16 protein-coding genes and 1 tRNA gene are annotated in these 19,512 nt (G+C 69.8%); 15 read left to right on the top strand and 2 right to left on the bottom strand.

All coding sequences use genetic code 11. The features are described from left to right. Positions 1-3 precede the first annotated feature (3 nt). From ABT304_RS00160 to ABT304_RS00135, 6 genes are all read left to right on the top strand, one after another. Entirely contained in the window at positions 4-789 is a 786-nt protein-coding gene (locus tag ABT304_RS00160; RefSeq protein ID WP_502890267.1) for a (Fe-S)-binding protein, read from the top strand. Then, positions 786-2,246, top strand: a complete 1,461-nt coding sequence (locus ABT304_RS00155; RefSeq protein WP_350712789.1) for a lactate utilization protein B — start codon at positions 786-788, stop codon at positions 2,244-2,246. The genes ABT304_RS00160 and ABT304_RS00155 overlap by 4 nt, the downstream gene beginning before the upstream one ends. Next, positions 2,239-2,847, top strand: coding sequence for a LutC/YkgG family protein (locus tag ABT304_RS00150; protein WP_350712788.1), 609 nt, complete (start codon positions 2,239-2,241; stop codon positions 2,845-2,847). The genes ABT304_RS00155 and ABT304_RS00150 overlap by 8 nt, the downstream gene beginning before the upstream one ends. Before the next feature lie 92 nt (positions 2,848-2,939). Next, positions 2,940-6,104, top strand: coding sequence for a family 78 glycoside hydrolase catalytic domain (locus ABT304_RS00145; RefSeq protein WP_350712787.1), 3,165 nt, complete (start codon positions 2,940-2,942; stop codon positions 6,102-6,104). Positions 6,105-6,163: 59 nt separating this feature from the next. Beyond that, on the top strand, positions 6,164-8,932 hold the full coding sequence (locus ABT304_RS00140; RefSeq protein ID WP_350712786.1) for a family 78 glycoside hydrolase catalytic domain: 2,769 nt from the start codon (positions 6,164-6,166) through the stop codon (positions 8,930-8,932). Between the two features lie 31 nt (positions 8,933-8,963). Beyond that, complete coding sequence (locus ABT304_RS00135) at positions 8,964-9,806, top strand: hypothetical protein (protein ID WP_350712785.1); 843 nt, start codon at positions 8,964-8,966, stop codon at positions 9,804-9,806. 3 nt (positions 9,807-9,809) lie between these two features. Here ABT304_RS00135 and ABT304_RS00130 read toward each other — a convergent pair whose 3' ends face one another. Beyond that, positions 9,810-10,562, bottom strand: a complete 753-nt coding sequence (locus ABT304_RS00130) for a GAP family protein (RefSeq protein WP_350712784.1) — start codon at positions 10,560-10,562, stop codon at positions 9,810-9,812. A gap of 118 nt (positions 10,563-10,680) precedes the next feature. Between ABT304_RS00130 and ABT304_RS00125 the strand changes: the two genes are divergently transcribed. The 5 genes from ABT304_RS00125 (at position 10,681) to ABT304_RS00105 (ending at position 16,652) form a co-directional block, all read left to right on the top strand. Further along, positions 10,681-11,964 (top strand): sensor histidine kinase, encoded by a 1,284-nt coding sequence (locus ABT304_RS00125; protein ID WP_350712783.1) that lies wholly within the window; start codon positions 10,681-10,683, stop codon positions 11,962-11,964. Then, a complete protein-coding gene (locus ABT304_RS00120; protein ID WP_350712782.1) occupies positions 11,961-12,614 on the top strand; it encodes a response regulator in 654 nt (217 codons plus the stop codon). Before ABT304_RS00125 ends, ABT304_RS00120 begins: the two co-directional genes overlap by 4 nt. 110 nt (positions 12,615-12,724) lie before the next feature. Beyond that, a complete protein-coding gene (locus ABT304_RS00115) occupies positions 12,725-13,150 on the top strand; it encodes a ribonuclease domain-containing protein (RefSeq protein WP_160028510.1) in 426 nt (141 codons plus the stop codon). Positions 13,151-13,314: 164 nt separating this feature from the next. Next, positions 13,315-15,600, top strand: a complete 2,286-nt coding sequence (locus ABT304_RS00110; RefSeq protein WP_350712781.1) for a transglycosylase domain-containing protein — start codon at positions 13,315-13,317, stop codon at positions 15,598-15,600. A gap of 89 nt (positions 15,601-15,689) precedes the next feature. Further along, on the top strand, positions 15,690-16,652 hold the full coding sequence (locus tag ABT304_RS00105; protein WP_350712780.1) for a GNAT family N-acetyltransferase: 963 nt from the start codon (positions 15,690-15,692) through the stop codon (positions 16,650-16,652). On the opposite strand, the gene ABT304_RS00100 is transcribed toward ABT304_RS00105, so the two are convergent. Continuing rightward, a tRNA-Ile gene (locus ABT304_RS00100) sits at positions 16,647-16,723 on the bottom strand. The genes ABT304_RS00105 and ABT304_RS00100 overlap by 6 nt on opposite strands. Positions 16,724-16,884: 161 nt before the next feature. On the opposite strand from ABT304_RS00100, the gene ABT304_RS00095 reads away from it, so the two are divergent. The 4 genes from ABT304_RS00095 to gvpJ are packed head-to-tail and all read left to right on the top strand — an operon-like array spanning position 16,885 to position 19,511. Further along, a complete protein-coding gene (locus ABT304_RS00095) occupies positions 16,885-17,523 on the top strand; it encodes a hypothetical protein (protein WP_350712779.1) in 639 nt (212 codons plus the stop codon). Positions 17,524-17,526: 3 nt separating this feature from the next. Continuing rightward, complete coding sequence (locus tag ABT304_RS00090; protein ID WP_350712778.1) at positions 17,527-18,801, top strand: SRPBCC family protein; 1,275 nt, start codon at positions 17,527-17,529, stop codon at positions 18,799-18,801. Between the two features lie 2 nt (positions 18,802-18,803). Then, the gene (locus ABT304_RS00085) at positions 18,804-19,055 is read left to right on the top strand and encodes a hypothetical protein (RefSeq protein WP_160028524.1); all 252 of its coding nucleotides are present in this window, start codon (positions 18,804-18,806) and stop codon (positions 19,053-19,055) included. 3 nt (positions 19,056-19,058) lie between these two features. After that, positions 19,059-19,511, top strand: coding sequence for a gas vesicle protein GvpJ (gene gvpJ / locus ABT304_RS00080; RefSeq protein ID WP_350712777.1), 453 nt, complete (start codon positions 19,059-19,061; stop codon positions 19,509-19,511). The last annotated feature ends 1 nt before the right edge of the window (position 19,512 follow it).

Below are 19,512 nucleotides of genomic sequence, written 5' to 3'. Positions count from 1 at the left end.
GTGATGGACACAAGAGACGAAGGAGGCCGCCGGATGCGAGTCGCGCTGATGGTCACGTGCATCAACGACGCGCTCTACCCGAGCACAGGTCAGGCCGTCGTACGCCTCCTGCGCCGGCTCGGCGTCGAGGTCGACTTCCCGCAGGCGCAGACCTGCTGCGGGCAGCCGATGGTCAACACCGGCTACCTGGACGAGGCGGTCCCGGTGGTGCGTACGTTCGTGGACGCCTTCGCCGGTTACGACGCCGTCGTGACGCCGTCCGGGTCGTGCGCGGGCTCGGCCCGGCACCAGCACTCGATCGTGGCCCGCCGCTCCGGCGACCCCGGCCTCGAGCGAGCCGTCGCGGAGGTCGCCCCGAAGGTCTACGAGCTCTCCGAGTTCCTCGTCGACGTGCTCGGGGTGACCGACGTGGGTGCCTACTACCCGCACCGGGTGACCTACCACCCGACCTGCCACTCGCTGCGGATGCTGGGCGTGGGGGACCGGCCGCGACGGCTGCTGGAGTCGGTGCGGGGGATCAGGCTGGTCGACCTGCCCGGCGCCGACCAGTGCTGCGGCTTCGGCGGCACCTTCGCGGTCAAGAACGCCGACACCTCGATCGCGATGGGCGCCGACAAGGCCCGCCACATCCGCGAGACCGGCGCCGAGATCGTGGTCGCCGGCGACAACTCCTGCCTTACCCACATCGGTGGCGTGCTCTCCCGGCAGCGTTCGGGCGTACGCACCGTCCATCTCGCCGAGATCCTCGCCTCGACCGAGTCGAGCCACGCAGATGGAGTGGCCCGATGAGCGGCACGTTCGTCGGCATGCCGGCCTTCCCGGAGGCCGCGCGCGAGGCCCTCGCCGACTCCCAGCTGCGCCACAACCTCGCCCACGCGACCGGCACGATCCGCGCCAAGCGGGCGAAGGTCGTCGCCGAGGTCGAGGACTGGGAGGAGCTGCGCCTGGCCGGTGCCGCGGTCAAGGAGCGCGCGCTGCTCGACCTCGACACCCAGCTCGTACGCCTCGAGGAGACCCTCACCGCCAACGGCGCCACCGTCCACTGGGCCCGCGACGCCGCCGAGGCCAACGCGATCGTCGCTGCGATCGCCAAGGCGCACCATGCCGAGGAGGTCGTGAAGGTCAAGTCGATGGTGACCCAGGAGATCGGGCTCAACGAGGCGCTCGCCGAGGAGGGCATTGCGGCCTGGGAGACCGACCTGGCCGAGCTGATCGTGCAGCTCGGCGAGGACCTGCCGAGCCACATCCTGGTGCCGGCGATCCACCGCAACCGCGCCGAGATCCGCGAGATCTTCCGGTCGAAGATGGGCGCTGCCGGCCGTCCGGCGCCGACGAACCTCACCGACGAGCCGGCCGTTCTCGCCGCCGCAGCGCGGGAGCACCTGCGCGAGAAGTTCCTGCGCGCGAAGGTCGGGATCTCCGGCGCCAACTTCGCGGTCGCCGAGACCGGCACCCTCGTCGTGGTGGAGTCGGAGGGCAACGGCCGGATGTGCCTGACCCTGCCCGACGTACTGGTCTCCGTCGTCGGCATCGAGAAGGTCGTCTCCCGCTGGGAGGACCTCGACCCGATGCTCAGGCTCCTGCCGCGATCCTCGACCGGCGAGCGGATGAACCCCTACACCTCGACGTGGAGCGGGATCACCCCCGGCGACGGCCCGCAGGAGGTGCACGTGGTGCTGCTCGACAACGGCCGCACCCGCGCCCTGGCAGACGAGGTCGGTCGTCAGGCGCTGCGCTGCATCCGCTGCTCGGCCTGCCTCAACGTGTGCCCGGTCTACGAGCGCACCGGCGGCCATGCGTACGGCTCGGTCTACCCGGGCCCGATCGGCGCCATCCTCAACCCCTTGCTGAAGGGAGTCGGGCACGACGACCAGACCGACTCCCTGCCGTACGCCTCATCGCTGTGCGGCGCCTGCTTCGAGGTCTGTCCGGTACGCATCGACATCCCCTCCGTCCTGGTCGACCAGCGCGCCCAGGTGGTCGACGCCCACCGAGGTGGCATACCCAAGCCCGAGGCCGTGGCGATGAAGGGGGCGGCGTACGTCCTGGGGCGCTCGCGCCGCCTCGCCGCCGTCGAGCGCCTCACCGGTCTCGGCATGCGCTTCGCGCGCCGCTTCGGACCCGCCGCCTGGATCGGCGCACGAGATCTGCCGGAAGCGCCGGGGGAGAGCTTCCGGGCCTGGTGGCTGCGCACGGATGGCGGCCGCACCGACAACGGCCGCATGGGAGATGGCAGCGATGACTGACGCACGCACCGAGATCCTCGCCAGAGTTCGCGAGGCGCTGGCCGGCTCGACGATCGACCTCGCCGAGGCCGGCGCCCCTCGGGACCTCGCGCCGGTCGCGACCCCGGCGGTCGTCGACCTCTTCGCCGAGCGCGTGGCCGACTACCGCGCCGTGGTCGAGCGCTGCGGAGCCGAGGAGCTCGAGGACCGCATCGCCGCCGCGCTCCCAGCCGGCCGCGTGGTCGTCCCGCCCGGGCTGTCGGTCCAGGTCCCCGGCGCGATCGTCGACGACGGCACCCTCACCGCCGCGGAGCTGGACCGGATCGCAGCGGTCGTCACCGAGGCCCGGGTCGGCATCGCCGAGACCGGCACGATCGTCCTCGACCACGCCCCCGACCAGGGCCGCCGAGCCATCTCGCTGGTCCCCGACACCCACATCTGCGTCGTCCGCGAGGACCAGGTGGTCCCCGACGTACCCGATGCCATCGGTGTTCTGGATCCCGCCCGGCCGCAGACGTGGATCAGCGGCCCGTCGGCCACCAGCGACATCGAGCTCGACCGCGTCGAAGGCGTCCACGGACCCCGCACCCTCCACGTCCTGGTGGTCGCCGGCAGACGGTGACCGGATCCGGCCACACCCTTCCCGATCGTGTGACCGTGGTCATAGTCTTCGGAGTGCTCTGAAACGTATCAATCCCGATCCGGAGGACCCCCATGAAGCTCCGCCTGGCCGCGATCGTGATCAGTGTCCTCGTCGTCGCGGCACCAGTCCCGGCCGTCGCCGTCGAAGGCGCGGCGGCCACCCATCTGACCGTCTCGCAGCTGCCCTCGCCGCGTGACGTGGAGAACCTCAGCTCGCCGCTGCTGGCCTGGCACGTTCCCTTCGCCGAGCAGAGCGCCTACCGCGTACAGGTGGCCCGGATCACCGAGGGCATCGGAGCCGCCGGCGTCTGGGACTCCGGTCGCGTCAGGTCCTCAGCGAGCACCAACGTGCCCTACGACGGTCCGGCGCTCGATCCCGAGCAGACCTACCAGTGGCGGGTCCGCACGTGGGACGGGCGCGGAAAGAGCTCGGACTGGTCGAGCGTCGCCACCTTCACCACCGGTCCCGGTCAGGAGTGGGGTCAGGTTCAGCCGATCTGGCTCGCCCCGGCCCGCACGATCGCCTGGGGCGACGTCACGATCGACACCACCTTCCGGATCACGTCCCAGAACGCCACCATCGCCTTCCGGGCCGCGGACGCCAGCAACTACTACATGTGGCAGTTCCGCGGCGACGGGGTGAACACCTTCGCTCCGCACAAGCGCGTGGGCGGGACCTTCACCCAGCTCGACTCGGTGCCGCTGCCCGAGCCCCTCGTCCGCGACACCTCCTACCGGCTGCGCATCCAGGCAGAGGGAACCACCATCCGCACGTGGCTCGACGACACCCTCGTCGACACCCGCACCCTCACCGACTTCGCCGCCGGCTCGGTCGGCTTCCGCACCGGCGGTTCCGAGCGCAACAGATGGGACGACCTGAGCGTCACCTCCGCCTCGGGCGAGGTCCTCTACGCCAACGACTTCTCTGCTGGCAGTGACTTCGCCTGCGGCGCCGCGGTGGGCGGCTGGCTCGAGGTCGGCACGAACGCCAACTGCGTCTACGGAGTCGAGTCGCAGGACTGGGCATTCCTCCGGCACGAGTTCACGCTGCCCGACAAGCCGATCGCGGCCGCCACGTTCTATGCGACCGCATCCTCGACCGCGCCGGGCCGGCAGTACGTCTACAAGGCGTGGCTCAACGGCGAGTTCGTCGGTCTCGGACCGACGCAGCCGATCCGCGGCGAGGCTCGATACGACGGCTTCGACGTGACCGCCGCACTGCGGCCGGGAGCCGAGAACGCGATCGGGGTGCTCGGTTGGACCAGCAGCGACCGACGCTTCCTCGGGCGGCTCGTCGTGGAGTACACCGACGGCACCCGTGACGCGATCGTGAGCGGTCCGCAGTGGCGGAGTCGCTCCGGTGGCCTCGTCTTCCCCTCCGCCGGCAGCATCGGGACCTCGTTCTTCTCGGCACCGAAGGAGAACCTGCAGTCGGCCCACTGGCCCGACGGCTTCGCCGAGCCGGGCTTCGACGACTCCGGCTGGAACGACGCCGCGGTACGTCCGGCCTTCGGCGACCTTCGGGCGGCCCCCACGGCGAAGGTGGAGCAGCAGCTGAGGGGTCCGGTCAGCGTGGTGGAGAAGGCGCCCGGCCACTACTTCATCGACTACGGCCGGACATGGATCGGCGGCCTCTCCCTGGACATCGACGGCACCGCGGGACAGGTGCTCGACCTCCGGTTCGGCGAAGAGCTGTCCGCGCCCCAGACCGTGCGATACGCCATGCGGACCGGCAACACCTACCAGGACAGATGGACGCTGCGTGCCGGTGAGCAGCACCTGGAGACCTGGGGGATGCGGGTCTTCCGCTACGCCGAGGTCATCGGGGCTCCCTCCGGCCTGGGCGCCGCCGACTTCCCGGCCCTGGCGCAGATCTATCCCTTCGACACCGACGAGGCGATCTTCGACTCCGCCGATGACGACCTCGACCGCGTGTGGGCGCTGTCGCGCAACACGATCGAGGCCACCAACCACGACCTCTACGTCGACTCCTGGAGCCGCGAGCGCGGAGCCTACGAGGCCGACAGCTACCTGCAGATGATGGCCAACTTCTTCGTCTCCAGCGACCCGACCCTGGGCAACTACTCCCTGGAGTACCTGCTCACCCGCAGGACCTGGCCGACGGAGTGGCCGATGTACACGATCTTGGCCTTCCACGACTCGTGGCAGCAGACCGGTGACACCGCGGCCCTGGCCCGCAACTACACCGCCTTGCAGGAGAAGCTCCCGCTCAAGTGGGTGGAGCCGTCCACGGGACTCATCCGCAAGAACACCGGATCCAACGGCTCCAACTCGTGCACCGACTGCGACATCGTCGACTGGCCGGCATCCGAGCGCGACGGCTACGTCTTCCGCCCCTACAACACTGTCATCAACGCGATCGGCCACCGGTCGTTCCGCGACATGGCGGACATCGCGACGGCGCTGGGGCATGACGACGACGCGGCCACCTACACCGCCATCGCCGACCGCCTCCGGAACGCGGCCAACGACCGGTTGTGGGACCCGGCCAAGGGTGCCTACCGAGACGGCCTCGACGCCGACGGCACCCCGATCCAGCACTGGGCGATCCAGGCCAGCGTCTTCGCCACGGCGTTCGGACTCGCCCAGGGCGAGGTCGCGCAACGCGCCGCGGACTACATCGGCACCCGCGGCATGGCCTGCAGCGTCTACTGCGCCGCCTTCGTCCTCGAAGCCCTCTACGACGGTGACCGCGGAGACGTCGCGCACCAGCTGCTGACGAGCACGGGGCTCCGCAGCTGGCTCAACATGATCGCGAAGGGCGCCGGTGCCACCGCCGAGGCCTGGGACACCTCGCTGAAGCCCAACATGACCTGGTCGCACCCCTGGGCGGCATCGCCGGCCTACAACGTGCCCCAAGGCATGTTCGGCATCGAGCCCCTGGTGCCCGGCTACGAGGAGTTCCGCGTCCGGCCCCAGCCCGCCGGGGTCCCGTGGGCACACGTCACCCTGCCCACCCTCCGCGGACGCATCGGCGCGGCGTACGCCACGACCGACCGCGGCATCGACGTCGGCGTGAGCGTTCCGGGCAACTCCCGGGCCGAGGTTCTCGTGCCGGCGCCGTCCGGGGAGCAGGTCTTCCTCGACGGGCAGCCGGTCCCCGCGACGCGTGAGGGCTCCTACCTGGCGATCCAGGACGTGCCCTCCGGATGCCATGTCATCAGCACGAGCTCGGGTGAGAGCCCGGAGGTCGAGCGGCTTCGCGCCGTCTGCTGAACCTGAAGGCTGTGCCCGGAACCGGGCACAGCAACGTACCAACTCGCTCGGAGGACCCCATGAAGCTCCGCCTGGCCGCGATCGTCACCAGCGCCCTGGTCGTCACCAGCCTCGCGGCGGCCGTGACACCGACCGGTGCCGCGTCCGCCAACACCGCGCCCGACGCACCCGTCGGCCTGACCGTCGACGACGTCGCCCGTCCGCTCAACACCGACCTGACCCCACGGTTCGGCTGGCTGCCCCACGACGGCGACGCAAACGAGGTGCAGAGCGCCTACAAGATCGAGGTACGCGACGCCGCCGGCGAGATCGTCTGGGACTCCCGCAAGGTCACCTCCGCGCAGCAGTCCTACGTGGACTACGCCGGCGAGACCCTCGAGCCCGGCAGCCGCTACACCTGGCGGGTCATGACCTGGGACCGCGGCAAGCTCCCGTCGCGGTGGTCGGCGAGGGCCGCCTTCGAGACCGGGATCGGCGACGGCGACTGGGCCGGCGCGAGCTGGATCAGGAGACCACCGGGCACTGCGGACAACCCCGCCCAGGAGCGCGACGAGTGGACCCTGGCCCGCACCGAGGTCGAGGTCCCGGACGGCAAGATCGTCCGCGCCCGTAGCTACCTGGCCGCCAGCCACACCGCCGAGTTCTATCTCGGCGGCGAGCAGGCCGACCGGATGAGCAACTTCGGCTACCCGAGCGAGGGCTACTACCAGGCCGCGGACGTCACCGACCTGGTCACGCCCGGCGAGACCCTCGCCCTCGGCGTCAAGCTGCACTGGTTCAGCGGTGGCCAGGGCCGCGCCGCGGGCATCCCCGGCGTGCTCCTGAAGCTCGAGCTGACCTACGCGGACGGCGAGACGACCACGATCGTCACCGACGGCTCCTGGAAGGTCCGCCGCGGCCCGTACGTCACCGTCGGCACCCGCAACGGTGAGGGCCTGTGGATCGAGCATCTCGACGGCCAGGCCGCCCAGCAGATCGGCGACTGGACAGCGCCGGGCTACGACGACTCCCAGTGGTCCGGTGCCGTGGTCGTCGGCGCGCACCCGGTGGCGCCGTTCACCCACCTGGAGGGCCAGCAGACCCGGCTCGAGGAGACCGTCGTCCACCCCGAGCGCATCCTCGAAGCCGCCGACGGCACCCCGGTCGCCGACTTCGGCACGATCATCCCGGCCCGACCCGGCGTGCACTTCGAGGACGGAGTGGCCGGGCGACAGGTCCCGATCCGGGCCGGCTACGAGCTCGCCGACACCGGCCGGGTCTCGACCACCGGTCTCTCGACGCAGAGCACCAACATGTCCTTCCCCTACACCCAGGCCGCGGGCGCGCAGGACTACCTGGCGGTCGGCCATCTGGGCTTCCGCTACCTCGAGATCCCGGGCGCGGGGGAGGAGATCACCGCCGAGGACGTGACCGCGACCGTCGTGCACACCGCGTACGACGAGGACGGCGCCGCCACGTTCGAGAGCTCCGACGCGACCCTCGATGACGTGTGGGACCTGATGGACCGCTCGCTGCGCTACTCGGTCCAGGAGACCTTCGTCGACACCCCGACGCGTGAGCAGGGCCAGTTCCTGCACGACACCGCCAACATCTCGATCGGCCTGATGTCCGCCCAGCGCGAGCGCGTCGCCTCCCGCCAGGCGATCCGGGAGTTCCTGCTCAGCCAGGAGCGCTACTGGAGGACCGGCAACGACGCCGGCCGCTACAACGCGGTCTACCCCAACGGCGACGGCAAGCGCGACATCCCCGACTTCACCGAGGTCGTCCCCGACTGGATCTGGCGCTACTACCTCGAGACCGGCGACAAGGCCGTCCTCGAGGACGCGTACGACAACCTCACCGCCACCGCCGGCTACATCCGCCGACACATCGCCACCAGCGGCCCGACCCAGGGTCTGGTCACCAACCTCTCCGGCGGCTCCGGCCAGTACCTGTACGGCATCGTCGACTGGCCCGCCCACGGTCGCTTCGGCTACGACATGACCACCGCCGCCAGGACCACGGTCAACGCGCTCGGTGTAGACGTGCTCCGCAAGGTCGCGTTGATCGGCGAGGAGCTGGACCGCCCCGACGCCGAGCTCGCCGCGCTCCGCTCGGACGCCGACGCCCTCGCGACGCGGATGAACCAGACGCTGCGCAAGGCCGATGGGACCTACGTCGACGGCCTGCTCGCCGACGGCACCCAGTCCGCCCACGCCGGCCAGCACGCGACCTCGTACGCCATCGCCTTCGGCGTCGCATCGCAGCAGGACGTCCCCGCACTCGGTGAGCAGATCGCTTCCCAGGGGATGAAGCAGGGCCCGATGACCGCTCATGTGCTGCTCGAGGCCCTCGCCGAGGCCGGTGCCGGCGAGAGCGTCCTGAACCTGCTGACCAACGAGGACGACTACGGCTGGGCAGGCTGGCTCGCCGACGGAGGCACCTTCACTCCCGAGGCCTGGGAGCTGAGCGGCTCGGCCAACAGCGCCTCCCACGGCTGGGGCTCGCGCGGCATCGTCGACGTCACCGAGTCGGTGCTCGGCATCCGCACCACCGCCCCGGGTGCCGCCGAGGTCGAGCTCACCGTGCCGGCCACCGGCCTGACCCACGCCAAGGGCTCGGTGGCCACCCAGCGTGGTCGCGTCGCCTCCGCCTGGACCCGCACCGCCGACGGCCTCACCCTCCGCGCCACGGTCCCGGTCAACGTCACCGCGGTCGTACGCCTCCCCGAAGGCTCCTACCTGGCCACCGGCCCCGGCAGGTCCGCCCCGGAGCGCCTGGGTACCGAGAACGGCATCACCTCCTACCGGATCGGTTCCGGCGCGTGGACCTTCACGAAAGGAGCGTGACCAGGGTCCATGGCTCCGCTAACCTGCGGCAGTGCGCCGAATCGCCGTGCTCGCCGCGGGTCTCCTGGTCGGGTCGACCCTGGTCGCCTGCGGCACGACCGAGCCGAGCGAGACGGCCTGGCCCGACGGGCTCACGGCCTACCTCGACCAGACCCGGCTCCAGCGCAACACCGGTGAGGCGTTCGTACGCCTCGTCAACGACACCGGCACCTCGATCGAGGTCTCACGCGTCGAGGTGAGCAGCGACCGGTTCCGGGCCCGATGGACGGGCTCGGAACCGGTCGACCCCGAGATGGACTTCGACTTCAACATGCCCCGCGGGAAGTGCGGCGAGGGCGGCGACGCCGACGTGACCATCACCTGGCGTCGGACCGGCGACGAGGAGGAGTGGCGCACCAGCACCGGCACGGCCGAGGACAGGTACGCCAACGTCGACCGTCTCCTCGATCGCGACTGCGCCGAGGGCAGCCTGACCGAGGCTGCCGACATCACCGTCGGCGAGCCCCGGGTCGAGGGTGAGGGCAAGCAGAGCGTCTTCATCCTCCCGGTCACGTTCGCCCCGACCGAGGCTCGCCCGGACGTAACCTTCGACGGCTGGGAGGGCACGGTGCTCTTCCAGCTCGCGGCCGAGACGCCGACCTGGCCGCGAGCGACCCCGCTTCCGATGACGGGCGACCCGACCACGCTGGAGCTGCGGGTCCTCCCCGCCCGGTGCGACCCGCACGCCCTGGCCGACGACAAGGTCGGCAGCCTCTTCCGGGTCCACGTCGGCGGCCCCGACGTCCCGGACGGCGCGAGCTACTTCCTCCCGCTCAGCAAGGCCCAGAAGACCGCCCTCTACGACTTCCTGCCCGGCTACTGCGGCTGGGAGTGAGGCTCAGCCGAAGAGCGGTCCGAGCGTGGCCCGGGCGAGCAGGAACCCGACGATGCCCACTGCCCATGCCGTCGCGCTGGCGGCATGCTTGGCCAGCCAGCCGTCGAGGACGGCCAGCGGTCTGGCCACCAGGGGAGCGGCGAAGACGCGCGCGGCGGTGAGCAGGAGCGCCGGAGCGATCATCACGGCGCAGTAGCCGAGCACCCACAGCCCCGACACCGGCCAGTCCGGCCCCTGGGTCCCGATCACTCCGATCGCGGCGAGGTAAGGGAGCATCGAGGCGGCCTCGACCAGCCCGGCGAGCACCGCCAGCGCGGCGAGCGCCGAGGCCGAGCCCGACTCCGAGGCGACCGCCCGCTCGCGCCAGCGGAGCAGGCGGCGCGGCGGCTCCGGCGCCTCGGTCCGTTCCTTCGCCGAACCGGGCGGGTCCAGCTTGAAGCTCCAAGCGAACAGGCCGACGCCCACGAGCAGCTGCCCCCACAGGAACGGGCGCGAGCCGCTCAGCCCGGTGAGCGCGTCGGCCACGGCCGTGCCACCCAGCAGGATCGCGATGCCGAGCAGCGCGTAGAACCCGGCGATCGCGCCCAGGTAGACCAGGATCCTCCCGGGCCGCACCGGACCGGGCGCCATCAGCAGCCACACCGGGATCAGCAGGGTGCCGAAGCTGGTCGAGTCGATCAGCGCCAGCACCGCCAGCGCGACGTACGTCGCGGTGCCGCCCAGATCGCCGGTGAGTGGGCCGAGGTCGATGTCCATGCCCCGAGGCTGGCGTGTGCCCGGCCTCGCGCGCGTCGGCCGAACCGCTGATTCTTCCGCCCAGGGATACATCCTTCGGATGACCCCGAGGAGGCGGCGTACGTGCTGAGATGGTGTCGTGGACCGCCAGACCCTGCTGCAGCAGCTGCCCGCGGCGCTTCTCGGCGGTGGCACGAGCCTGCGCGCCGCGGACCGCCGGCTGGCCTGGCTCGACGCCGTGGTCGTCCTCGTTGCCGGTCTCGCGCTGCACGCCCTCGGCCAGGTCGGAGGCGTACGCGGCGTGCACCCGTTCGGCATCGACCTGGACAGCGTGCCGACGTGGTGGCATCTCGTCCCGCTCGTCCTCGCGGCCGGGGCGCTCGTGCTCAAGCGGCGCCGTCCGCTCGCGGTGCAGACCGTGGTCGCCCTCTGCTTCGGGGCAGACCTGCTGCTCGGGGGCAGCATCGCGATGGTGGTGGTGCTCTGGGACGCGCTCTTCGCCGGCCAGCTGCACGGGTCGCCGCTGGCGCGACGCATCGCCGCCGTCGCCGTCGCGGCGGCCATCGCAGCATCGGTCGTCGCCTCCGCCGCGGCCACCTCCGACCCACGCACCCCCGTCGTGCTCGCGCTCACCCTCTTCGCGATCGTCGTCACCCCGATGTGGTGGGGCAGCAACATACGTCAGGGCAGCGAGCTCGCCGATGCCGCCGATGACCGGGCCCGGCTCGAGCGGGAACGCAGCGCCGCGCTGCTGCGCCTGGCCGACGCCGAGCGGCACGACGCGGTCCGGGCCGAGCGCTCCGCGGTGGCCCGGGACCTGCACGACGTCGTCGCGTCCCACCTGTCCGCCATCGCGCTGACCTCGGGTGCGGCGCTGGCCGGTGAGCACGACCCGGAACGGGACCGCGCGGCGCTGCGGTCGGTGCGCGCCGAGAGCCTGGCCTCGCTCGATGACATGCGCGCGATGATCCGCGTCCTGCGCTCCGACGGCGACTCCGGCGACGCCGAGGACCTCACCGCCGCCTCCCGCGCCGCCAACCTCGGCCCCGTCCTGGAGCAGGCGCGACTGGCCGGTCTGCCGCTGCGGGTCGACGACCCCGGCGGGCTTCTCGACGGCGCCGACCTCGCGCTGCCGGTCGCGGTCGACCACGCCGTCTACCGGATCGTGCGCGAGTCCCTGACCAACGTGCTCAAGCACGGCGGCGGCACCACTCGTCTTCGCCTGATCCCCGGCGACGCCCTCGCGATCGAGGTGACCGATGCCGGCGCCGCGAAGGAGCCTGCGGCCGAGGCCGGCACCGGCACCGGACTGGTGTCGATGCGCGAACGAGCCGAAGCCCTCGGTGGAACCTTCGAGGCCGGCCCCGACGGCACCGGCTGGCGGGTCCGAGCGATCCTGCCGCTGCCGGGAGCGAGCGCATGATCCGGGTCCTGCTCGCCGACGACCACGCCGCCATCCGTGCCGGCCTGCGCATGCTGCTGGCCACTGCCGGCGACATCGAGGTGGTGGGGGAGGCCGCCGACGGTGCGACCGCGGTCGCCAACGCACGGGCTCTGCGCCCCGACGTCGTGCTGATGGACGTACGCATGCCCGGCACCGACGGCGTGACCGCGACCCGCCAGGTCGTGGAGGAGGGGCTCGCCGACGTACTCGTGCTCACCACCTTCGACCTGGACGAGTACGTCTTCGGTGCCCTCCGCGCCGGCGCGGCCGGGTTCCTGCTCAAGTCGGCGGAGGCGTCCGACCTGGTCGACGCGGTCCGGCACGTCGCCGCCGGAGACGGCGTGGTCGCCCCGGAGGTGACCCGCCGGGTCCTCGCCGAGCTCGCCGGCGCGCCGGACCGATCGGCCTCGGCGGGGCCGTCCGACACGTCCCTTCCCACAGATCTCACACCCCGGGAGAGGGACGTGCTCACCGCCCTGGGGCAGGGCCTGTCCAACGCCGAGATCGCCCAGCGGCTGGTGATCTCCGAGGCGACCACGAAGACCCACGTCTCTCGCGTCCTGGCGAAGCTCGGGGTCGCATCCCGGGTCCAGGCGGCGATCGTGGCCCGCGAGGCGGGCATCGTCTGAGGACGCACTTACACCCCAGAGTTCACCGGTTCGTGACCTTCGGAGCCCCCATCCGGACGTGTCAGGTAGCAGAATTACCAACCGTCCGTAACGCACACACTGGAGGATTCATGTCCGGGAAGAACCGCTCCGTGCTCACGATGATCAAGCTGCTCCTCGCAGGTCTCGTCGCCACCACCAGCCTGCTCGGTGGGAGCGTCGCGCTGGCCCCTGCCGCCCAGGCCGACTGGATCGAGAGCTGCACCCACAAGGGCTGTGCCGAGGCCCTCGACTCCAACGAGGTCTGGGCCTCGCTGGGCTACCCGTCCAACCGTGGCTGGCACGACTGGCCGCCGACCGGCACCTGCAACTTCTCCGGTGGCACCTACAACAACTACGAGGGCGAGCTGCCCTCGGGCCACTCCTACCTCGAGTTCGACGTGACCCCGCGTGAATGCGGTGCGCAGCGTCAGTCCTACCGGCTCGTGGTCGACACCACAACGGGTGATGTGTACTTCACACCCGACCACTACAGCACCTTCTACTTCCTGGTCTGAGTGTTCCCGCAACGGGCCTCTGACCTGGGCAGACACGGCATCGCCGGCCCAGGACAGAGGCCCGTCGCCCTCTCAGGGGCAACCTGAGACCCCGCTGGAACGTCCTGGACACGGAGCCGACGATCGCGTCGGGCCTGGGAGCCCGCCGTACTCTAGGAACGTTTGTGACCGCGGGAGGGGACAACTTGAGCTGGCAGGGCAATCCGCCTTATACACCCACGCCGACGCCGAAGAAGAAGTGGGGAAAGAAGGTCCTGAAGGCCTTCTTCGTCGTGATTCTGGTGGGCGCGCTGATCGGCACTCTGGGTGTGATCGTGGCCTACAACGCCATCCCGATCCCCAACGCCAACGCCGCCTACGAGAAGGAGACCTCCTTCGTCTACTACCGCGGCGGCAAGGACGAGCTCGGGCGCTACATCGCCGACTCCCAGGACCGCGACTCGCTGCCGTACGACGAGATCCCGCAGCTGATGAAGGACGCCGCGGTCGCCGCGGAGGACCGCACCTTCTGGACCAACAGCGGCATCGACATCAAGGGCATCCTGCGCGCCGTGGTCAACAACAACACCGGCGGCACGCAGTCCGGCGCCTCGACGATCACCCAGCAGTACGTCAAGAACCTCTACCTCACCCAGGAGCGCACCTACTCCCGCAAGGTGAAGGAAGCGGTCATCTCGCTGAAGATCAGCCGGCAGAAGTCCAAGGAGGACATCCTCGCCGGCTACCTCAACACCATCTACTTCGGTCGTGGCGCCTACGGCGTCGAGGCGGCGTCGAACGCCTACTTCGACAAGCCGGCCGCGAAGCTCACCCTCCAGGAGGCTGCCGCACTCGCCGCGATCCTCAACGACCCCAACGACCTCGACCCGAGCAACGGCGAGGAGTCGGTCGCCGAGCTGGAGGGCCGCTACCGCTACGTCATCAACTCGATGGTCAAGATGGAGATGGTCGACGCCGCCGAGGGCGAGAAGGCCAAGGAGTCGCTGCCGAAGTTCAAGAAGCCGCGCTCCGACAGCCGCTACGGCGGACAGAAGGGTCACGCGCTCAAGCTGGTCCGCGACGAGCTCCTCAAGCTCAAGGACGAGCAGGGCAACCCGCTGGTCACCGAGGACGAGATCAACGGCGGCGGGCTTCGGATCACCACCACGCTGACCAAAAAAACGATGAGGACCGTCGAGGAGGCGGTCAACGACGTACGTCCTGAGGACAAGAAGGCGTACGTCGAGGGCGACGTCTCCGACGAGCTCCACGTCGGCGCGGCCACGGTCGACGTGAAGACCGGCGCGCTGCGTGGTTTCTATGGCGGTCAGGACTACCTCGAGTCGCAGATCAACTGGGCCTCGAGCAGCTCCACCATGGCCGGCTCGACGATGAAGGCGTTCACGATGGCGGCGGCTCTGAAGGCCGGCTACTCGCTCAAGGACACCTGGGACGGCAACTCTCCCAAGGACTTCAACGGCCTGCCTGTACGCAACTCCGGCCAGAGCGCCGCCGACCCGTACGGCCACAGCTACGGCTCCAACGTCAGCAGCCTCCAGGCGATGGAGGACTCGATCAACACCGCCTTCGTGGAGATGTCCGACTCGCTGCCCAACGGCAGCAAGGACGTCTACGACATGGCCGTACGCTCCGGCATCCCGCGCGGCGACCGTCTCGACCCCGCCTACCCGGGGATCCCGATGAAGTCGGGCGCCGACATGCAGCCCGAGAACTTCCTGCTCACGCTGGGCAACTCGACCGTCAGCCCGATCAACATGGCCAACTCCTACGCGACGATCGCCAACGGCGGAGTGCACAACGACGTCTACGTCGTCTCCAAGGTGGTCGACGCCGACGGCACCGTCATCTACGAGCACGACGACACCGCGGACAGCAAGCGGGCGATGGACGAGGACGTCGCGGCCGACACGTCCTATGCCCTGCAGCAGGTCGTCTCCAGCGGCACCGGCCAGGCCGCCAGTGCCGTGGTCCAGCCCGCGGCGGGCAAGACCGGCACCGCGACCAACGACAAGGACGAGGTCTCCTCTGCCTGGTTCGTCGGCTACACCCCGCAGCTCTCGACCGCCGTCGCCTACAGCCGCGGCAAGGGCAGCGGCGCCCTCGACGGCTGGCTCGACACCTTCTTCGGTGCCGACTACCCGGCCGACACCTGGGTCGAGATCATGGGCACGCTGACCGACGAGCTCGACTACGAGGAGTTCCCGCCGCCTGCGTGGCTCGACGGCGACGCTCCGGAGTCCGGCCACGCGCCGTACGTCCCGCCGAGCCCGGATCCCGAACCGACCGAGGAGCCGGAGCCGTCGAACACGCCTTCGCCGACCCAGACGCCGACGCCGACTCCTACGCCGACGCCCACCCCCACTCCGACGCCGACCCCGACGCCGACCAAGACGCCTGGTCCTCCGGACCCCGACCCCGACGATCCCTCGACCGAACCCGGGCCGCTCTGAGGCGGCTCGGGCCCGGACAGATGACGTGTCAACGCTTGCTGGGGGACCTCAGTTCCCACGACCTTGCCCGACACGGTTAGATAGTGCCCGTGTCTGTGATCGCCCCCGTCGACGTCCACGATGACACCGCTCTGAAGGCTTGGTACGCCGTGGAGGCGGCATCGATGGCCTTCGATCGACCCTACGCGTCACATCGCACCTTCGAGGCGCTGGCCAATTCCGTGCGGATGCCGCACGATCACGGCCGCCGCGTACTCCTCGCCGCGAAGGAGCAGGGCGAGACGATCGGCATCGCCGAGCTCGACCTCCCGGAGGAGGAGCGGAGCCACGTCGTCGAGCTCGGGATCCACGTCCTCCCCGTGCACCGCTGGCGCGGGGTCGGCACCGAGCTGTGGCGAGCCGCCGATGACGTACGCCGCACCAGCGGCCGCACCCTGACGACCGCCGAGGTGACCATCCCCCCGAAGTCGTCCCTGGCCTTCGCGCGAGCGCTCGGCTTCAAGTCCGTACGCCGCGAGGACCACCTCGCCGCCGACCTCCCGCTGCCGCACAAGCCCTTCAACGTTCTCGGCTACGAGATCCTGATGTGGGAGGACCGGACCCCCGAGGACCTGCTCGCCCAGTTCGTCGGCCTGCGCAACCAGATGGGCAAGGAGATGCCGGGCAAGTCCCACGAGGACCTCGTCGCCCACACCGCCGACCGCATCCGCTCGGCCGAGAAGAGCACCGCCCGCTCCTACGACCGCATCACCGCCGCCGCCCGCGAGATCCTCACCGGCGAGCTCGTCGGCTACTCCGTCATCTTCCTCGCCCACGGCAGCGACGAGGCCATCCAGGACGACACCTTCGTCAAGTCCGCCCACCGCGGCCACAAGCTCGGCCTCGCCCTCAAGGTCGCCACCCTCGCCGCCGTCCAGCGCGACCACCCCGAACGCACCAGCATCCACACCTGGACCGACCCGTCCAACGACGTGATGCAGCGCATCAACAGGCAGTTCGGCTTCCGCAAGATCGAGCTCATGCACGAGGTCCAGCGCACCGATCGTTGGTAGGCCGTGCGGGGCTCGAACCCGCGACCCAAGGATTATGAGTCCTCTGCTCTAACCGACTGAGCTAACGGCCCGCACGGAGCCTATCTGGATCCTCCGCGCCCCGGTGCACAGCCCTCGCGGTTGAGGGACGCTGCGCGCCCACTTCACGAGGCCAACGTATGGCACTCGTCACATCGGGTACCGCCGGGGGTACGTGGGTGGTTGGAGGGCCACCCGAGGAGGGAGCACGAACATGTCTGTCACCACGCGCGTAGGAGCCGCTGTAGCGGCTGGCTATGTGCTCGGGAGATTCAAGAAACTGCGACTCGCTGTGGTCGTTGCGTCGGCGCTCAGCAACAGCGCCGTTCGCGAACGCAGCCTCGAGATGCTGAAGATCGGTACGCAGAGCCTCGGCGGCTCGTCCGACGTTCAGAAGCTCGGGCAGCAGGTCAGCGGAAAGCTCGTTCAGGCCGGCAAGGCAGCCGCGGTCGCCGCGGCCGCGGGCCAGATCGACAAGCTCAGCGATCGGTTGCGTGAGCAGAGCACGCTCTGGGGCGCGTCGTCATCCGACGAGGACACCGATGAGGTTCCGGAAGACGAAGAGCCCGTAGACGAGGCTCAGGACGAACCGGACGAAGAGCCCGAGGACGAGTACGACGAGGAAGCCGAGGACGCCGAGGAAGAGCCCGAGGACGAGTACGACGAGGAAGCGGAAGAACCGGAGCAAGAGCCCGAAGACGAGTACGACGAAGAAGCAGAAGAACCGGAGGAAGAGCCCGAAGACGAGTACGACGAGACGGACCAGCAGGACGAGGACGAAGAGGAGAAGCCGCGCCGAGGCGCGCGGAGCTCCCGTCGTCGTCGCGCAGGTGCGCCGACCGGAGGTGCCTGAGTCATGACGGATCAGATTCGCAAGAACGCAGCTACGGACAAGGTGGACTCGGGCCTCCTGTCGCAGCTGCCGATCGACCGGCTGAGACACGAGGCCGTGGGCCTCGGTCGAGCCTTCGGCAAGCGGAGCCTGGACAGGATCGGCAACGGTGTCGAAGGGATCACCGATCGGCTGACCGGCTTCGCCGACAGCTTTCCCACGAAGGGCGATGTGAAGCCGTCCAAGGCCGGTTCGACCGTGAAGGCGGGCGCGAAGGCGGCCGCTGACAAGGTCACGGCTCCCGTCGGCAAGGTGAAGGACACTGCCGCCCAGGTCAAGGAGACGGCCACCCAGGTCAAGGACACCGTCGGGCAGGTCGCCGGGAATCTCAGCAAGAGCGAGCAGCCCACCGGCAAGAAGCTCAAGGTGACGAACATCGTCGAGTCGATCGACGTACCCGTGAGCCGGGACGTCGCCTACGAGCAGTGGACTCAGTTCGAGGAGTTCCCGACCTTCATGAAGAAGGTCGAGAACGTCACGCAGGAGGAGGACGAGGTCATCACCTGGCAGGCCCAGGTGTTCTGGTCCCACCGCACCTGGAAGGCCACCATCCTCGACCAGGTCCCGAATGAGCACATCGTGTGGACCAGCCAGAGTGAGAAGGGGCGCGTCGACGGCGCCGTCACCTTCCACGAGCTCGCGCCGAACCTGACCCGGATCCTGGTCTCGCTCGAGTACCACCCGAAGGGCCTCTTCGAGCACACCGGAAACCTCTGGCGTGCTCAGGGTCGCCGGGTGCGTCTGGAGATGAAGCACTTCCGGCGTCACGTCGCCAACCACACCCTTCTCCATCGCGACGAGATCGAGGGTTGGACCGGCGAGATCCACGACAAGCAGGTCGTGGATGACGGCGCCGACGAGGGCTCGAAGAAGAGCGAGGAGAAGAGCCAGGAGAAGAGCAGCAAGGCGAACAGCCGTACGTCGAGCAGCTCACGCGGTTCCGACAAGTCGTCGTCCGGCAGCGGGTCGTCCGGCAAGAGTTCTGGAAACAGCTCTTCCGGGAACGGGCAGTCCGGTGACAAGCCCCCGGCCAAGAGACCGGCGGCCAAGAAGACTGCAGCGAAGAAGACGACGACGGCCAGGAAGACCACGGCCAAGAAGACGGCCGCCAAGAAGACCACGAGCGCGCAGCGCCCGACGAAGCAGAGCGCGACCAAGCGGAGCCCGAGGAAGCAGAGCGCCAGCAAGCAGAGCGCGAGCAAGCGTACGTCTTCCCGCTCCTCCGCCAAGGGGGCGTGAGCATGGCCGCTGACGACAGCCAGGTCCAGGAGCTCGAGCGTGAGGTCGAGCACCTCATGGAGGAGGTCGACCGATACCGAACCGCCGCGGAGGACGCCTTGCAGCAGCTCGACTGGTGCATCGGCTACTTCGTGGGCAGCGGGAAGTCACGCCTGGCGGCGTCGCTCGGCGCCAACCGGAGCTACATCCGCAGGCACCTCCTCGAGCGTGCCGAGCAGCCCGTGCCCGCGGGGACACCGAAAGAAAGCGACTGAGTCATGACCATCACCCAGCAGAACCGGTACCTCGACCGTCCGGCTCCGAGCAGCCTGGCCGACGTCATCGACACGATCCTCGACAAGGGTCTGGTGATCGACATCTACGTACGCGTCTCCCTCGTCGGCATCGAGCTGCTGACGATCGACGCGCGCATCGTCATCGCCAGCGTGGACACGTACCTCCGCTTCGCCGAGGCGGTCAATCGTCTGGATCTCACAGAGACCCAGACCCATGGCATCCCGGAGCTCGTCCAAGGCGTGACGGAGTCCGGGGCCAAGGGCAAGACGGCCGGTGCCATCGAGGGAGCCAAGGAGAAGCTCGGGAGCATCCTCTCGAGCGACGACGAGGACTCCGACGAGAACGCTGACGAAGAGAAGGACGAGGGTCGCAAGCAGCCCGCTCGTCGCACCCGTAAGAGCACGTCCAGACAGACCAAGGAGAAGGAGGCCTGAC

The sequence above is a fragment of the Nocardioides sp. NPDC000445 genome (genome assembly GCF_040300245.1).
GTDB lineage: Bacteria > Actinomycetota > Actinomycetes > Propionibacteriales > Nocardioidaceae > Nocardioides.
Note: the sequence above shows the minus strand (reverse complement) of the source record. Positions and strands in the feature narration are given on the sequence as shown.

Coding starts and splice junctions, on each gene's coding strand:
- ABT304_RS00095 (WP_350712779.1), top strand. CDS start 16,885: ATGTCTGTCACCACGCGCGTAGGAGCCGCTGTAGCGGCTGGCTATGTG.
- ABT304_RS00115 (WP_160028510.1), top strand. CDS start 12,725: ATGTCCGGGAAGAACCGCTCCGTGCTCACGATGATCAAGCTGCTCCTC.
- ABT304_RS00140 (WP_350712786.1), top strand. CDS start 6,164: ATGAAGCTCCGCCTGGCCGCGATCGTCACCAGCGCCCTGGTCGTCACC.
- ABT304_RS00130 (WP_350712784.1), bottom strand. CDS start 10,562: ATGGACATCGACCTCGGCCCACTCACCGGCGATCTGGGCGGCACCGCG.
- ABT304_RS00150 (WP_350712788.1), top strand. CDS start 2,239: ATGACTGACGCACGCACCGAGATCCTCGCCAGAGTTCGCGAGGCGCTG.
- ABT304_RS00090 (WP_350712778.1), top strand. CDS start 17,527: ATGACGGATCAGATTCGCAAGAACGCAGCTACGGACAAGGTGGACTCG.
- ABT304_RS00120 (WP_350712782.1), top strand. CDS start 11,961: ATGATCCGGGTCCTGCTCGCCGACGACCACGCCGCCATCCGTGCCGGC.
- ABT304_RS00160 (WP_502890267.1), top strand. CDS start 4: ATGGACACAAGAGACGAAGGAGGCCGCCGGATGCGAGTCGCGCTGATG.
- ABT304_RS00085 (WP_160028524.1), top strand. CDS start 18,804: ATGGCCGCTGACGACAGCCAGGTCCAGGAGCTCGAGCGTGAGGTCGAG.
- ABT304_RS00145 (WP_350712787.1), top strand. CDS start 2,940: ATGAAGCTCCGCCTGGCCGCGATCGTGATCAGTGTCCTCGTCGTCGCG.
- gvpJ (WP_350712777.1), top strand. CDS start 19,059: ATGACCATCACCCAGCAGAACCGGTACCTCGACCGTCCGGCTCCGAGC.
- ABT304_RS00155 (WP_350712789.1), top strand. CDS start 786: ATGAGCGGCACGTTCGTCGGCATGCCGGCCTTCCCGGAGGCCGCGCGC.